General features: G+C 70.0%; 17 protein-coding genes. 13 read left to right on the top strand and 4 right to left on the bottom strand.

The window, feature by feature from the left end:
- Positions 1-5: 5 nt before the first annotated feature.
- Genes AC4HOU_RS19790 through AC4HOU_RS19775 form a run of 4 tightly spaced genes read left to right on the top strand, consistent with a single transcriptional unit; the run spans position 6 to position 4028 of the window.
- The gene (locus tag AC4HOU_RS19790) at positions 6-1097 is read left to right on the top strand and encodes an ABC transporter substrate-binding protein (protein ID WP_490724909.1); all 1092 of its coding nucleotides are present in this window, start codon (positions 6-8) and stop codon (positions 1095-1097) included.
- Entirely contained in the window at positions 1097-1960 is an 864-nt protein-coding gene (locus AC4HOU_RS19785; protein ID WP_163816509.1) for an ABC transporter permease, read from the top strand. Before AC4HOU_RS19790 ends, AC4HOU_RS19785 begins: the two co-directional genes overlap by 1 nt.
- Positions 1936-2682 carry an ABC transporter ATP-binding protein gene (locus AC4HOU_RS19780; RefSeq protein WP_175585998.1) on the top strand — a complete coding sequence of 249 codons (747 nt, stop codon included), beginning with the start codon at positions 1936-1938 and terminating at the stop codon, positions 2680-2682. The genes AC4HOU_RS19785 and AC4HOU_RS19780 overlap by 25 nt, the downstream gene beginning before the upstream one ends.
- Complete coding sequence (locus AC4HOU_RS19775) at positions 2679-4028, top strand: LLM class flavin-dependent oxidoreductase (protein WP_194990706.1); 1350 nt, start codon at positions 2679-2681, stop codon at positions 4026-4028. The genes AC4HOU_RS19780 and AC4HOU_RS19775 overlap by 4 nt, the downstream gene beginning before the upstream one ends.
- 58 nt (positions 4029-4086) lie before the next feature.
- On the opposite strand, the gene AC4HOU_RS19770 is transcribed toward AC4HOU_RS19775, so the two are convergent.
- On the bottom strand, positions 4087-4677 hold the full coding sequence (locus AC4HOU_RS19770) for a TetR/AcrR family transcriptional regulator C-terminal domain-containing protein (RefSeq protein ID WP_194990707.1): 591 nt from the start codon (positions 4675-4677) through the stop codon (positions 4087-4089).
- A 163-nt stretch (positions 4678-4840) separates the two neighbouring features.
- Between AC4HOU_RS19770 and bioB the strand changes: the two genes are divergently transcribed.
- From bioB to AC4HOU_RS19745, 5 genes are all read left to right on the top strand, one after another.
- The gene (gene bioB / locus AC4HOU_RS19765; protein WP_194990708.1) at positions 4841-5854 is read left to right on the top strand and encodes a biotin synthase BioB; all 1014 of its coding nucleotides are present in this window, start codon (positions 4841-4843) and stop codon (positions 5852-5854) included.
- Between the two features lie 12 nt (positions 5855-5866).
- Positions 5867-6082 carry a biotin synthase auxiliary protein BsaP gene (bsaP, locus tag AC4HOU_RS19760; RefSeq protein WP_163816500.1) on the top strand — a complete coding sequence of 72 codons (216 nt, stop codon included), beginning with the start codon at positions 5867-5869 and terminating at the stop codon, positions 6080-6082.
- 35 nt (positions 6083-6117) lie between these two features.
- The gene (locus AC4HOU_RS19755; RefSeq protein WP_490724908.1) at positions 6118-6828 is read left to right on the top strand and encodes a DUF2567 domain-containing protein; all 711 of its coding nucleotides are present in this window, start codon (positions 6118-6120) and stop codon (positions 6826-6828) included.
- Between the two features lie 127 nt (positions 6829-6955).
- Positions 6956-7489: a DUF1353 domain-containing protein gene (locus AC4HOU_RS19750; RefSeq protein WP_163816495.1), complete on the top strand. Its 534-nt coding sequence runs from the start codon at positions 6956-6958 to the stop codon at positions 7487-7489.
- Positions 7490-7664: 175 nt separating this feature from the next.
- Positions 7665-7853, top strand: coding sequence for a hypothetical protein (locus AC4HOU_RS19745; RefSeq protein WP_490724907.1), 189 nt, complete (start codon positions 7665-7667; stop codon positions 7851-7853).
- Between the two features lie 27 nt (positions 7854-7880).
- Here the strand turns inward: AC4HOU_RS19745 and AC4HOU_RS19740 are convergent, their stop codons facing one another.
- A complete protein-coding gene (locus AC4HOU_RS19740; RefSeq protein ID WP_163816491.1) occupies positions 7881-8216 on the bottom strand; it encodes a cupin domain-containing protein in 336 nt (111 codons plus the stop codon).
- A 72-nt stretch (positions 8217-8288) separates the two neighbouring features.
- On the opposite strand from AC4HOU_RS19740, the gene AC4HOU_RS19735 reads away from it, so the two are divergent.
- On the top strand, positions 8289-9224 hold the full coding sequence (locus tag AC4HOU_RS19735) for a GlxA family transcriptional regulator (RefSeq protein WP_195021034.1): 936 nt from the start codon (positions 8289-8291) through the stop codon (positions 9222-9224).
- A gap of 75 nt (positions 9225-9299) precedes the next feature.
- On the opposite strand, the gene AC4HOU_RS19730 is transcribed toward AC4HOU_RS19735, so the two are convergent.
- Positions 9300-10058, bottom strand: a complete 759-nt coding sequence (locus tag AC4HOU_RS19730; RefSeq protein ID WP_490724906.1) for an NUDIX hydrolase — start codon at positions 10056-10058, stop codon at positions 9300-9302.
- A gap of 77 nt (positions 10059-10135) precedes the next feature.
- Here AC4HOU_RS19730 and nadA point away from each other — a divergent pair, with 77 nt between their 5' ends.
- From nadA to nadC, 3 genes are all read left to right on the top strand, one after another.
- Positions 10136-11179 (top strand): quinolinate synthase NadA, encoded by a 1044-nt coding sequence (nadA, locus tag AC4HOU_RS19725; protein WP_163816484.1) that lies wholly within the window; start codon positions 10136-10138, stop codon positions 11177-11179.
- Positions 11180-11275: 96 nt separating this feature from the next.
- On the top strand, positions 11276-12937 hold the full coding sequence (locus AC4HOU_RS19720) for an L-aspartate oxidase (protein ID WP_490724905.1): 1662 nt from the start codon (positions 11276-11278) through the stop codon (positions 12935-12937).
- Between the two features lie 83 nt (positions 12938-13020).
- Complete coding sequence (gene nadC, locus AC4HOU_RS19715) at positions 13021-13881, top strand: carboxylating nicotinate-nucleotide diphosphorylase (RefSeq protein WP_194991727.1); 861 nt, start codon at positions 13021-13023, stop codon at positions 13879-13881.
- Positions 13882-13894: 13 nt separating this feature from the next.
- Here nadC and AC4HOU_RS19710 read toward each other — a convergent pair whose 3' ends face one another.
- Positions 13895-15442 (bottom strand): long-chain-fatty-acid--CoA ligase, encoded by a 1548-nt coding sequence (locus AC4HOU_RS19710; protein WP_490724904.1) that lies wholly within the window; start codon positions 15440-15442, stop codon positions 13895-13897.
- Positions 15443-15497 lie beyond the last annotated feature (55 nt).

The raw sequence follows: 15497 nt of genomic DNA, 5'->3' as shown, positions 1-15497 counted from the left end.
CCGGCATGGCTCGACCTCGTATCTCCCGCACCGGCCCGCGCGGCCGCACCGCCGCCCTCCTGCTCGCCGCGGTATCGTTCGCGACGTTCGCGCTGACCGGATGTGCCTCCGACACGACGGAGGCGGGGTCTGTCGTCGACGGGCCGCTGCCCACCGAGGTGCCGCCGGGCACCAAGCTCGTCCTCGCCGACCAATCCGAACTGCTGCGCCATCAACTGCTGCTCTCGGGCGAGTTGGACAAGCTGCCGTTCGAGGTCGAGTTCGCCAACTTCGTCGGCGGGCCGGCCATCCTGGAATCGTTCCGCGCCGGGGCCGCCGACGCCGCCTGGGTCGGCGATGTCCCGCCCATCCACGCCCTCGCCGCGAAACAGGACGTGCCGATCGTCGCGGCGGCGCAGATCGATCCCAGCGCTTTGCGATTCGCGGTGGCGCCCGGTGTCTCGGTGCGCACGGCCGCGGAGATCAAGGGGAAGAAGATCGCCTACGCCGAGGGCACCTCACAGCAGGCGGCGGTGCTGCGTTTGCTGGACAAGGCCGGGCTGCAGACCTCCGACGTGGAGTTGGTGCGCATCCAGCTCGCCGAATTCCTGGACGCGGTACGCACCGGCCAGGTCGATCTCGCGCCGCTCAATGAACCCAACACCACCCGGTTCCTGCGCACTCCGGGCACCTCGCTGATCCCGGCCGAGGAAACCGAGGGCACCTACCCGGGGCTCACCTATCTGTACGCGCGCCGCGAGGTGGTGCGTGATCCGGCCAAGGCCGCCGCGGTGCGGGCGCTGGTGGCCGCGTACGTGCGGTCGTGGCAGTGGGTGAACGAGCACCGCGGCGAATGGGCGCAGAAGTACTACGTGGACAACCAGAAGGTGAGCCTCGACGACGCCACCCGCATCGTGGAATCGCGTGGCACCATCACCTTCCCGCATCTGGACCAGCAGCTGATCGATCGCCAGCAGGCCACCATCGACGTCATCGACGCCGCCGGCGAACTGCCGCGCAAGGTCGACGCCGCCGACGGCATCGACCTGCGATTCGACGCCGTCATCACCGAAACCGTCGGCCAGGTCGGCGCCGGCTTCGCAACCGGGAGCAACTGATGGCTGTCCATACCGCACGCGCGGGCGTCGTCGGACGGGTACCGCGCACCGCATCCACCCCCGCGCTCGCCGCACGCAAGCGCACCCGCCGCACGCTCGGTCCGGGCCGGGCGATCCCGTTCGGCGCGGCGCTCGGACCCGCGCTGCTGATCGCCGCGTGGATCGCCGGGTCCGCCTCCGGTGCGCTCGACCCGGAGACGTTGCCCGCGCCGTGGACGGTCGCGCAGACCGCGGGCGAGCTCATCGCCGACGGCCGCCTGCAATCCAACCTGCTCACCTCGCTGCAACGGGCCGGGATCAGTCTGGTGCTCGGCGTGGTCATCGGGGTGGTGCTCGCCTTGATCGCCGGGCTCAGCCGCCTCGGTGAGGCACTGGTGGACGGGCCGATCCAGATCAAACGCTCCATCCCGACGCTGGCATTGATCCCGCTGTTCATCGTGTGGTTCGGCATCGGCGAGCAGATGAAGCTCATCGTCATCACCACCAGCGTGCTCATCCCGGTCTACATCAACACCCACGCGCATCTGCGCAGCGTCGACGCACGCTATGTCGAACTCGCCGAGACGGTGGGCCTGTCGCGGACGGCGTTCATCCGCACCATCGCCCTGCCCGGTTCGCTGCCCGGGTTCTTCACCGGGCTGCGGCTGGCCGTCACCATCTCCTGGCTGGCGCTGGTGGTGGTCGAACAGGTCAACGCGACCAGCGGCATCGGCTATCTGATGACCCAGGCCCGCACCTACGGCCAGATCGACGTCATCGTGGTGGGCCTGGTCATCTACGGCCTGCTCGGGCTGCTCGGCGATCTCGCGGTACGCACCGTGGAAAGGAAGGCGCTGTCATGGCGGCAGACTCTCGGCGACTGAACCTCGTCCGGGCCCGCGCGCTCACTCGCGGCTTCGGTGAGCGGGTGGTTCTCGACGGCCTCGATCTCGATATCGCGCGCGGTGAATTCGTGGCGCTGCTGGGCCGCAGCGGCTCCGGGAAGAGCACCTTGCTGCGGGCGCTGGCCGAACTCGACGACGGTGTGCCCGGCTCGGGGGAGTTGTCGGTGCCCGCGGAAAAGGCGGTGGTGTTCCAGGATTCGCGGCTGCTGCCGTGGACACGGGTGCTCGCCAACGTCACCCTCGGGCTGACCGGGCCCGGTGCCGCCGACCGCGGCCGGGACGCGCTCGCCGAAGTCGGCCTGGCCGGCCGGGAGAAGGCCTGGCCGCGCGAGCTGTCCGGTGGTGAACAGCAGCGGGTGGCGCTGGCCCGTTCGCTGGTGCGCGCACCGGCCCTGCTGCTGGCCGACGAGCCCTTCGGCGCGCTCGACGCGCTCACCCGGATCCGGATGCATGCGCTGTTGCGTGAGCTGTGCGCCAAGCACACTCCGGCCGTGCTGCTGGTGACCCATGATGTGGACGAGGCGGTGTCGCTGGCCGATCGCGTACTCGTCCTGGAAGCGGGGCGCATCGTGCTGGACCGCCGCATAGATTTGGAACACCCACGCCGGCACAGCGATCCGGCCTTCGCGCAGTATCGAGAGGAGCTGCTCGGCGGGCTCGGTGTCGAGCCGCAGGCAGCGCAGGTGAAGCAGGCGTCATGACCGAGCAGCGACAGTTGAGTCTCAACGCGTTCATCTACCCGGCCGGCCATCACGAGGCGGCCTGGCGGCATCCCGACAGCGGCGCCGACCGGATCTACGACGTGTCCTATTACCAGCAGATCGCCCGCACCGCCGAGGCCGCGACCTTCGACGCGGTGTTCTTCGCCGACGGGCCCGCCCTGCGCACCAACGTCGAGTTCAATGCCGCGCCGGGGCTGGAGCCGATCACGCTGCTCACCGCGATCGCCGCGGCGACAACGCATCTCGGGTTGATCGCGACGGCCTCGACCACCTACTACGAGCCCTACAACCTGGCGCGGCTGTTCTCCTCGCTCGACCACATCTCCGGCGGCCGCGCGGGCTGGAACATCGTCACCACCGGAACCGAGGCGGCGGCGGCCAACTTCGGTCTCGACCGGCACCCCGATCATCGCGAACGCTATGCCAGGGCACGGGAATTCGTCGACGCGGTGGTCGCGCTGTGGGACAGCTGGGAAGACGACGCGATCGTGTTCGACCGCGCGGCCGGACGCTACGCCGACCCGGACAAGATCCACCGGATCGACTTCAACGGCGAATACCTGCGCGTGCGTGGCCCGTTCAGCTCCGCGCGCACGCCGCAGGGCTATCCGGTGCTGGTGCAGGCCGGTGCGTCCAATGACGGCCGCGCCTTCGCGGGCCGCTACGCCGAGGCCATCTTCACCGCGCACCAGCGGCTCGAGGACGCGCAGCGGTTCTACCGCGACATCAAGGAGCGGGCGCGCGGCTTCGGCCGCGATCCCGAGCACGTCAAGATCCTGCCCGGCATCAGCCCGTTCATCGCCGACACCGAAGCGGCGGCGCGGCGGCTGGAACGGGAGTTCAACGAGCTCACCGTGCCGGAATACGGTCTGACGCAGCTGGAGAGCATCGCGGGCAAGAGCCTGCGGCATCTGGCGCTCGACGAGCCGGTGCCGTACGAATTGTTCGCCGATGCCGGCGACGTCACCGATAACGCCCAGAGCCGCCTGCAAGTGGTGGCGGGAATCGTGGAGCGTGAGCGTCCCACGGTGCGTGGACTGCTGTATCGGCTGGCCGGTGCGCGCGGGCATAGGGTCGTCGCCGGAACACCGGAACAGGTGGCCGACACCATCGAAGAATGGTTCCGGCACGGTGCGGCCGACGGATTCAATGTGATGCCGCCGTATTACCCGGGCGGGCTCGAGGCGTTCACCGAGACCGTGGTGCCGATCCTGCGTGAGCGCGGGCTGTTCCGCACCGAATACCGCGGGACCACGTTGCGCGATCACTTCGGGTTGCCGCGTCCGGAGAGCCGGTTCGCGCGACGGCCCGCACTGGCCCGGTGAGCGCCCGATAGCCATCCGGCTCCGAGCGGGCCGGCGCGCGAGCACTGCGCCGGCCCGCTCAGCGCACGCGTGAGCCGAGCAGGTGCCGGATACCGCCGACGAACAACTGCAGTCCGAAATCGAAACGGGCTGTGGGGTCGATGGATTCGGTCTGCTCGAGCGGTGACGCCGCGTCGGCGAGCGCGCCCGCCGAATCCATCTGCATCCGCGACTGCTCGTCGACGGTGTGCCCGAGCACGTAATACAGCAGCGTGAACGCCGCCAGTTCGGCCTCGGCGCGCGGCATGCCCGCCCGGATGGCGGCGCCGGCGAAACGCTCGCGGCCCTTGCTGGTGGTCAGCCGCGAGGCGTAGGTGGCCGAGACGAGTTCGGCGCCGTCACGGTAGGCCAGCAGGCAGTTGCGCAGCCGGTGCGCGAGTTCGGTGAGCTGGCCGGGCCAGTCGGTGGCCGTCAGCGGATCCTCCATGGGCGCGAGGATGCGGTCGGCCACCGCGCCGAGCAGGGCCTGCTTGTTCGGGAAGTGCCAGTACAGGGCGCCCGGCTGTACGCGCAACGATCCGGCCAGGCGACGCATCGTGAGGTCGGCGAGACCGTATTGGTCGAGGATGGCGATGGCGCCGTCGACCACATCGGACCGGTGCAGTTGCACGCTGGAACCCTCCCGTCGTGTTGTGTCTCACTCTCGAGCTAGCCTATCCTGAACACCGTTCAAGTTGCCGGGTCGGTTCAGTGTGCACACTCCTTCCAGTGTGAACGCCCTCTCGATCGGCCGTCGACGGCCGCGCCCCGGCCGGATGAAAGGGATTCGTGCAGTGACCCAGGCACCCGTGACCACCGACATTCTGGCCATCGCCCGCGAGCAGGTGCTCGAGCGCGGCGTCGGGCTCACCCAGGAGCAAACTCTCGAGGTACTGAAGCTCGGTGACGACCGGCTCGAGGACCTGCTGGCATTGGCCCACGACGTGCGGATGAAGTGGTGCGGGCCGGAGGTCGAGGTCGAGGGCATCATCAGCCTCAAGACCGGCGGCTGCCCGGAGGACTGCCACTTCTGCTCCCAGTCGGGCCTGTTCCAGTCGCCGGTGCGCGCCGCCTGGCTCGACATCCCGAGCCTGGTGGAGGCCGCCAAGCAAACCGCCAAGACCGGCGCCACCGAATTCTGCATCGTCGCGGCCGTGCGTGGCCCGGACGAGCGGCTGATGGCCCAGGTCGCCGCCGGTGTCGAAGCCATCCGCAATGAAGTCGACATCCAGGTCGCGTGCTCGCTCGGCATGCTCACCCAGGAACAGGTCGACCAACTCGCCGCCATGGGCGTGCACCGCTACAACCACAACCTGGAGACCTCGCGCTCGCATTTCCCCAACGTCGTCACCACCCACACCTGGGAGGAGCGCTGGGACACCCTGCGCATGGTGCGTGCGGCCGGCATGGAGGTCTGCTGCGGCGGCATCCTCGGCATGGGCGAAAGCCTGGAACAGCGCGCCGAATTCGCCGCCAACCTGGCCGAACTGGAGCCCGACGAGGTCCCGCTGAACTTCCTCAACCCGCGCCCGGGCACCCCCTTCGGTGACCTCGAGGTGCTGCCTGCCGCCGATGCGCTGCGTGCGGTGGCCGCGTTCCGGCTGGCGCTGCCGCGCACCATCCTGCGCTTCGCCGGCGGCCGCGAGATCACCCTCGGCGATCTCGGCGCCAAGCAGGGCATCCTCGGCGGCATCAACGCCGTCATCGTCGGCAACTACCTGACCACGCTCGGCCGCCCCGCCGAGAGCGACCTCGACTTGCTCGGCGAGCTGAAGATGCCGATCAAGGCGCTCAACGACACCATCTGACGGTCGGCGGTCATGGAGATGGACGAGCGCTACAACCCGTTCACCGGCAAACGGATCGTGCCGGGCCTCGACGACCCGATCCCGAAGGCCGCCGAGCTGGGTCTGGAGCCGCCGCGGTTCTGCGAGCACTGCGGGCGCAGGATGATCGTGCAGGTCAACCCCGACGGCTGGTGGGCCAAATGCTCCCGGCACGGGGTGACCGATTCGAGCAGCCTGGAGCGCCGCTAGGGCCGCGGCCGCGGCGGTCGGTCATAATCGCGCACATGGTCGAAGCGTCTACGCAAGCCCACCCCGTGACGGCGGAACCGGGCGCTGCCGTGCGCCGCGAGGTGGGCGCGGCGGGCGTCATCGCGGCCGCCGTCATCGTCGCCAACCTGGTCGGGGCGGTGGTGTGGGCGCTGCTCGCGCCGGCCGAACAGCTGCTCGTGGTGCAGCCGGGACGAGGCGCGGCGCTCACCGGGGAGAGCGCGCACCGGTTCGACGCGGTGGCGATCTTCGTCTGCGTGGGCGCGGTGATCGGGCTGGTCTCGGCCGTGGGCGCATGGCGGTGGCGGCGGGTGCGCGGGCCCATCGCGTTCGCGGGCCTGCTGTTCGGATCGCTGGCGGGCGGCTGGCTGATGGCACTGCTCGGCCAGTACATCGCCGATGCGAACCATCCGCGCCCCACCGATCCGCCGGTGAGTCAGATCGTGGCCCTGCCGCCGGAGGTCGGCACCTGGCTCGCCCTGGTGCCGCAGCCGTTGATCGCGGCGCTGGTGGTGTTGTTCCTGGCCGCGCTGAGTTCGTCGGAGGATCTGGGGACCGGGTACGCGGGACCGGTGGGGGCGTCGCGACCGGTGCCGGATTACGCCTACGACCCCGCGGCGGTGTACGACCCGTACCGGGTGCCCGCGAACCCCGGGGTCTACGGTGCGCCGCTTCAGCCCGGTGCGCAGCGGCCGGAGACGCTGCCGGAACGGGATTCGTCGAACTGACGCCGCGGTGCGCGGGCCTGCCCGGTCGAATCGGTTGTTGGCCCAACCGTTGCCGTGTGTTCGGCCGAGTAGCTACCTGCCGACCCTAGAATTGGTGCATACGCTGGACTTTCAGGGGAGGCGAGCCATGCCGTTCTCCGATGGCGGGATCGTCGTCGAGGAACTCGACGAACGGTTCTGGCAGGTGGCCGAACCGTTGGAGTACCACGGCGCCACCGAGCGATTCGTGGTGCCCGCGGGTTTCCGCACCGATTTCGCCTCGGTGCCGCGCCCGGTCGTGTGGTTGATCCCGCGCTACGGCGCGTACACGAAAGCCGCCATCCTGCACGACTATCTGCTGAGTTCCGGCGTGGTGAGCGCCGCCGATGCCGACGGCATCTTCCGCCGCACCCTCGGTGAGCTCGGGGTGTCGGTGCCGCGCCGCTGGATGATGTGGGCGGCCGTGCGTTTCGCCAGCCGGTTGCGCGGCGCCACCGCAGGCGATATTGCGCGGTTCCTGCTCGTCGCGGTGCTGTCGGTGCTGTTCCTGGCCGTCCCGGTGACGGTGGTGACGGTGTATCTGATCCTGTTCTGGTTCATCGAGTTGATCGCCTGGGCGATCCACCGATCGACCCACCGTCCACCCGAACCGGCTCCTACGCCGGATATGAAATCGGCCTGACCCCGCAACGGTCCGCGTCGCGAATCGCACGGGGCGGTCGGCCCGCCGCGAAAACCGCTGGCCCGGCCCGACCGCATCCGCCTACGGTGGCACGGCATTCATCCGGGGCGACAGCGTTACACGAGTGCGTCGCCACGCGTGAGTAGCCCGCGCATCGCCGAGAGGAGGTGAACCCGTGCGCAGCACCACCCCAGCGGCTGCCGGCGACTCGGCGTCGCGCGCCGGCGGACAGGCATCGGAGCGACCCGACCTGACCGCCTGGCGCACGCGCCACGCGCTCCGCAGTTCCAACGCCGCCCGGCCACTGCCGAACAAGCGGCGCTACCGGCGCGAACGCAAACACGCGAAAGCCGATCACCAGTAGGGGAATTCGGCCGGTGCGCGGCTGCTCCTAGCCTTCGGGATAGAACAGGAACAGCGTGCAGCCGGTCGTTGTCGCGGGCACATGCCAGGTGCCCGCCGGTGCGTGCAGGAAGGTGCCCGCCGGATAGTCGCGGGCCCCGTCGTTGAACGTACCCGCCACGACGAACACTTCCTCCGGGCCGGGTTCGTGCACGTCGCGCCGCGGCCAGGAGGCGCCGGGATCCATCTCCAGCACGTTCGCGTGTGCCCCGTCCGGCCCGCGCCACAGCGGCCGGAGCCGGATGCCGGGAAAGAGTTCACGCACAGGCGCGTCGTCGACGGATACGGACGTGTAGCCCTGCTGGGCCAGGATTTCCGGATGCATGCCACCCACCCTGCCGGGCCATCGGGCCGGCACACCAGTGGCGGTAAAGACACCATAGGGTATTTTCCTGCCATGCATCGCGTCGTCGCTCTGGTGCGGCCGGTCCAGTCCACATTCGAGCTCGGTTGCGCGGCCGAGGTCTTCGGCACCGCGCGGGCCGGGATTCCGCAGCGCTACGAATTCCTGGTCTGTGCGGAGAAACCCGGGTCGGTGCCCACCTCGGCCGGATACTCGATGTCGGTCGCGCACGGGCTGTCGGCGCTGCGGTCGGCGGATACGGTCATCATTCCGGGATGGGCGCCCGTCGAGGCGCCGTTGCCGGAGCGGGTGCGCCGGGCACTGCTGGCCGCGCACCGCAGGGGTGCGCGGCTGGTGACGATCTGTTCGGGGGTGTTCGCCCTGGCCCGCACCGGGCTGCTGGACGGTCGCGAGGCCACCACGCACTGGGCGCGGGCCGCCCAGCTGGCGCGGGAGTTCCCGGCCGTGCGGGTGCAGCCCGACGTGCTCTATGTCGACCACGGTGACGTCGCCACCAGCGCGGGCGCGGGCGCGGGCATCGACCTGTGCCTGCACCTGGTCCGCAAGGATCACGGCGCCGCGCACGCGGCCCTGGTGGCCCGCCATATGGTGATGCCGCCGCACCGCGACGGCGGCCAACTCCAGTACGCGCCCGCCCCGCCGCCGGAGGACGCCCTCGACGGACTGCTGGAATGGGCGGCCGCGCGCCTGGACACCCCGCTGTCGGTCGCGGATCTGGCCGCGCACCTGAATGTTTCGCCGCGCACCCTGGCCCGGCGATTCACCGAACAGCTCGGCACCGGCCCGGGTGCCTGGTTACTGGCACGGCGCGTGGCCGAAGCTCGCACCCTGCTCGAACAGACGGATCTGCCGGTGGAGGCGATCGCGGCCCGCGTCGGCCTGTCCTCGGCGGTGAACCTGCGCCGCCATTTCCGCACCCACGTCGGTACGACGCCGGGCGCCTACCGCCGGGCCTTCCGCACCGGGTGAACCGCCGCCGACTGGTCGGGCAGGCCCCGTCCGGAGTCGGCTGCCGGTCCACGCCGAAACACGGCTGTGTGCCGCTCAGGTCGGTGGGCGCAGCGCGGCGAACTCGTCGGTGACGCGGAGTTCGGAGTCGGTGAAGCGGTAGACGGCGGCGGGGCGCCCACCGGCGCGGCCGGGAGCGGCGGTCTCGCCGGTGGGGGTGATCACCTTGCGGCGGCTGAGGACTCGTTGCAGGTTCGTCGTGTCGACGTCGTATCCGAGTGCCACGCAATAGATTTCGCGCAGCGTCGACATGGTGAAGGTATCCGGGGCGAGCGCGAAGGCGATATTGGTGTAGGAAAGCTTGGCGGCCAACCGAGTTCGCGCATGGTCGACGACGATGCCGTGGTCGAAGGACATGTTCGGCAGTGCCGTCACCGGATGCCAGGCGGTGTCGGAGGGCAGTTGCGGATCGGCGGTCAACGGCACCAGGCCCAGATAGGCCGAAGCGATGCGGCGCGGCGGCGGCACCCGGTCGGGGGCGCTGAACACCGACAGCTGCTCGAGATGGGTCAGCTCGCGCACATCGACCTTCTCGGCCAGCTGCCTGCGGGCCGAGAAATCCAGGTCCTCGTCGTCGCGCAACCGGCCACCGGGCAGCGACCAGGTGCCCGCCTGCGGGTCGAGCGCCCGCTGCCACAGCAGCACGGCCAATTCGGTCCGTTGACCAGGAGTGCGCCGCCCGCTGCGCCCGCCAGAACCCGAGCCACCGCTCTGACCTGCGGAGATGTCGGCAGGGAAGCGGCGAACCTGGAACACCGCGGTGAGCGATTCATGGATGGTGCTACTATGGGCCATGTTTTCGATCATAAGTCGAAAACCTGGTGTGGTGCGAATCGGCGGCGATGCCGGCTCGCACGAAGGAAGGAGCCGTCATGGCGACGATGGGAGCTGAACTCGCCCCCGCGCTGTTGGAGCGGGTCACCGACACCCCGTCGGGATTCGCCGGGGTCGACGCGACACCCGAGTGGGCGAGCGAGGTCAAACGCCTCGCCAGGATGCGCAACGCGACCATCCTCGCGCACAACTACCAGCTGCCCGAGATCCAGGACGTGGCCGACCACGTCGGTGACTCGCTGGCGCTGTCCCGGATCGCGGCCGAAGCACCCGAGGACACCATCGTGTTCTGCGGCGTGCACTTCATGGCCGAGACCGCCAAGATCCTGAGCCCGGACAAGACCGTCCTGATCCCGGATCAGCGCGCGGGCTGCTCGCTGGCCGATTCGATCACCGCCGACGAGCTGCGCGAGTGGAAAGCCGAGCACCCGGGCGCGGTCGTGGTGTCGTATGTGAACACCACCGCCGCGGTGAAGGCCCTCACCGACATCTGCTGCACCTCCTCCAACGCCGTCGACGTGGTTGCCTCCATCGACCCCGGCCGCGAGGTGCTGTTCCTGCCGGACCAGTTCCTCGGCGCGCACGTCAAGCGCGTCACCGGCCGGGAGAACATGCACATCTGGGCGGGCGAATGCCACGTGCACGCCGGCATCAACGGCGACGAACTCCAGGAACAGGCGCGCACCCACCCGGACGCCGAGTTGTTCGTGCACCCCGAATGCGGGTGCGCCACCTCGGCGCTGTACCTGGCGGGCGAGGGCTCGTTCCCGGCCGACCGGGTGCACATCCTGTCCACCGGCGGCATGATCGACGCGGCCAAGGCGGCCAAGTCGAATCAGGTGCTGGTGGCCACCGAGGTCGGCATGCTGCACCAGCTGCGCAAGGCCGCGCCCGGCATCGATTTCCAGGCCGTCAACGACCGCGCGGCCTGTAAGTACATGAAGATGATCACCCCGGCCGCCCTGCTGCGCAGCCTCGCCGAGAACACCGACGAGGTGCACGTCGATCCGGAAACCGCGGCTCTGGCCCGCAATTCGGTGCAGCGCATGATCGAGATCGGTAATCCCGGCGGCGGGGAGTAAGCCCGGCATCGCGGCCGCGTGCCGATATCGCCGCCACGGCGCGCGATTCGGCGCCGGCCGCGGGAACCGCGAATGCGGGAAGAAGGTAGGAACGGGATGGGCTTCGACTGGACCGCGGACGCGGATTTCGTCGTCATCGGAGGTGGGGTCGCGGGGCTGACCGCGGCCCGCGCGGCGTCCCAGCGTGGGCTGCGGGTGCTGGTGCTCAGCAAGGGCGGGCCGACCGACACCTCCACCCAGTACGCGCAGGGCGGCATCGCCGTGGTCGCGCCGCACGGGGATTCGGTCGAATCGCATGTGCGTGACACGGTCGACGCGGGCGGCGGTCTCTGCGATGTCGCGGCGGTCGAGTCGATCGTCGCCGGCGGTCAGGACGCTGTCGCCGCGCTGACGGATCTGGGCGCCGTCTTCGACCTCGGCCGCGACGGGCAGATCTCACGCACCCGCGAGGGCGGGCACAGTACCCGGCGGATCATTCACGCGGGCGGTGACGCCACCGGCGCGGAGGTGCAGCGGGCGTTGAACGCGGCGGGGCTGCCGGTGCTGTTCCGCACCGCCGCCCTGCGGATCGTCACCGGAGATCGCGGCGTGCGCGGGGTGATCGCGGTATCCGAGCGCGGGATCGGCGCGGTGCACGCGCCCGCCGTGCTGCTGGCCACCGGCGGGCTCGGTCAGCTCTACGCGCTGAGCACCAATCCGCCGGGTGCCACCGCCGACGGCATCGCACTCGCCCTGTGGGCCGGTGCCGAGGTGGCGGACCTGGAGTTCGTGCAGTTCCATCCCACGGTGCTGCACACGCCGGGCGGGCTCGGCCGCAGGCCGCTGATCAGTGAAGCGGTGCGCGGCGAGGGTGCGGTGCTGGTCGATTCGCGTGGCGAGTCGGTGACCGCGGGTGTGCATCCGCTCGGTGATCTCGCGCCCCGCGATGTGGTCTCGCGCGCCATCGCCGACCGCATGCGACAGCTGGGGGAGGATCACGTCTATCTCGACGCGCGCGCCGTCGAGGGTTTCACCCGGCGCTTCCCGACGATCACCGCCTCCTGCCTGGCGGCCGGGATCGACCCGCGTACCGAGCTGATCCCGGTGGCACCGGCAGCTCACTACCAGTGTGGTGGCGTCGTCACCGATGTGTGCGGCCGCACCTCGGTGCCGGGGCTGTACGCGGCGGGGGAGGTGGCGCGCACCGGTCTGCACGGGGCGAACCGTCTGGCCTCCAACAGCTTGCTGGAGGGCCTGGTGGTGGGTGAACGCGCGGGAGCCGCCGCGGTGGCGCGCCTGGGCGAACCGACCGGCTTCACCTTCGGTGCGAGAGTCGAGGCCCCCGCGGCACCACGGGAACTCGTGCAGCGGATGATGACCACGCACGCGGGCGTCGTGCGCGACGCCGCAGGCCTCACAGCGGCACTCGATGCCCTGGGGAGGGCTGCGCGCGGTACGGAAGATTCGCCGCTCACTCCTGACTCGACGGTGATGGATGCGTTTGCGCCGGAGCAGCTTGCGGCAGGCGCCGACGCGGATGCGGCCGGTCGCTCCGAGCTGCTGGCCCGGCGCATCGCCGCGTTCGAGGACGCGGCCCTCACCGTCACCGCGCGCGCTCTGCTGCTCGCGGCGGCGGCGCGGGAGGAGAGCCGGGGCTGCCACACCCGTTCCGATCACCCGGTGCCGGTCGATGCCGCCCGCGCCAGCACAGCGATCCGGCTGGGGCCGGACGGCAACCCGTCTTCGACGCCACTGACCGTGCCGGTCACCACCGGATAGCGCCCGCCGGTGACACAAGGCGGCCGAACCCGTGCCGCCGTGGGCCATTCGGCCGTCACAGACATGAGAGTAGGGAGTTCGTAATGGGTTTGGATGCGGGGTTGGACCGCGAGGAAGTGCGCACGCTGATCCGCACCGCGCTGGACGAGGACCTGCGCTACGGCCCGGACGTGACGACCGTCGCGACGGTCCCCGAGGACGCGGTGGTGAAGGCCTCGGTGGTCTCGCGGCAGCCGGGGACGGTGGCCGGGATCGATGTCGGGTTGCTGGTACTCGACGAGGTCATCGGCGCGGGCAACTACGAGGTCGCCGAGCGGGTGGCCGATGGCACCCGCGTCACGCCGGGCGACGCCGTGCTGAGCATCGTCGCACCGACTCGCGGGCTGCTCACCGCTGAACGCACCATGCTGAACCTGCTGTGCCACCTGTCCGGCATCGCCACCGCCACCGCCGCCTGGGTGGACGCCGTCTCCGGCACCGAATGCCGTATCCGCGACAGCCGCAAGACCCTGCCCGGTCTGCGGGCTCTGCAGAAGTACGCGGTGCGGGTGGGCGGCGGCGTCAATCACCGGATGGGCCTCGGGGACGCCGCCCTCATCAAGGACAACCACGTCGTCGCCGCCGGTTCGGTGGTCGAGGCGCTGCGCGCGGTCCGCGAACTCGCCCCCGATATCGCCTGCGAGGTGGAGGTCGACAGCCTCGAACAGCTCGACGCGGTGCTCGCCGAGGACGTGGAGCTGGTGCTGCTGGACAACTTCCCGCTCTGGCAGACCCAGGCCGCGGTTCAGCGCCGCAACGCCACCGCACCCCGCACGAAACTGGAGTCCTCCGGCGGGCTCACCCTGGAGGTGGCCGCCGAGTACGCCCGCACCGGTGTCGACTTCCTCGCCGTCGGTGCGCTCACCCACTCGGTGACGGTGCTGGATCTCGGCCTGGATATGTAGGCCCGGCGCCCATTCAGTGCACCGCGGGCGCCGACTCGCTCCAGAACTCTTTGCGCAGTTCGCGTTTGAGGATCTTGCCCGCTCCCGAAACGGGCAGGGAGTCCACGAACGCGACACTGCGGGGGATCTTGTAGTTCGCGATCAGGCTCTTGCAGTGCTCACGCACCGTGTCGGAGTCCAGTTCGGCGCCCGGCTGCCGGACGATGACCGCGTGCACCCGTTCGCCCCACTGGTCGTCGGGTACCCCGATCACGGCGCAGGCGGCGACGGACGGGTGCGCCGCCACCGCGTTTTCGACCTCCACCGAATACACGTTCTCGCCGCCGGTGATGATCATGTCCTTGATCCGGTCGACGATGAACACATAGCCCTGCTCGTCCATCCGGCCGCCGTCACCGGTGTGCATCCAGCCGTCGCGAATCGCCTCGGCGGTCGCTTCGGGCTTGTTCCAATAGCCGAGCATCACGTTGTCACCGCGCGCGACCACCTCACCGACCGCACCGCGCGGCACCTCCGCGCCGGTCTCGTCGACGACCTTGACCTCCACGTGCGGCGCCGCCCGGCCGGCCGAGCGACGCAGTTCCGGGCGCAGATGGTCGGCCGGGGAGAGCAGTGTGGCGATCGGCGAGAGTTCGGTCATGCCGTAGGCCTGGGTGAAACCGGCGTCCGGGAACATCGCCATCGCCCGTTCCAGCACGGCCTCCGCAATCGGTGAGGCGCCGTAGATCAGATGCCGCACACTGCTGAGATCATGCGAGGCGGCGGCCGGATCGTCGACCAGCATCTGGATCATGGTCGGCACCAGTAGTGCGTCGGTGATCCGTTGCCCGGCCATGGTTTCCAGTACGCCGGCGGGCGTGAAGGCCGGGACGAACACGTGCGTCGCGTCGGCCAGGTTGCCGCAGGTCCACAGGGCGAAATCGGCCAGATGGAACATCGGCGCGGCGTGCAGCAGGCGTCCGGCGCGAGAGAGTACGTGGCCGGTGGACAGCGAGCCCAGCGCCGAGGTGACCAAATTGTCGTGGCTGAGCATGACGCCCTTGGGGTGACCGGTGGTGCCGCCGGTGTAGAAGATGCCGAGCAGGGTGTCGCCGCCGGTGCGGGTGTCGGGCACGGGTTCGTGGCCCGCGATCAGTTCTTCGTAGTCGACGGTGTCCGGCGGTGCGTCGCCGTCACCGATGAAGATCACCGTGCGCAGCCGGTCGAAGGCCTCGCGGATCGGCGCGATCATCGGCGCGAACGCATCGTCGACCAGTAGCACGGTGGTGTCCGAATCCTGCAGCGAGTAAACGATTTCCGCGACGCTCCAGCGGATGTTCACCGGATTGGCGACCGCGCCGAGCCACGGCACCGCCAGGTAGTACTCGTGGTAGCGATCGCTGTTCAACGCCAGGATCCCCACGCGCTCGCCCTGTCGCACCCCGAGCGCATTCAGCGCGCCGGCCAACCGCGCGACCCGATCCGCCGACTCGGCGACGGTGCAAACCCGGTCGCCGCAGATCGTGGCTATCTCGCCGGGCCGCTGCTGTAGCGCGCGATGCAGGGATTGCGTGAGGTACATCGTGTCCTCCTGGAGCAGGTGATCAGAGTGCGACCTAGGTCACACCAGGCAGTGT

It is taken from the genome of Nocardia sp. JCM 38205 (assembly GCF_058222935.1).
This window is presented reverse-complemented; position numbering and strand designations above follow the sequence as displayed.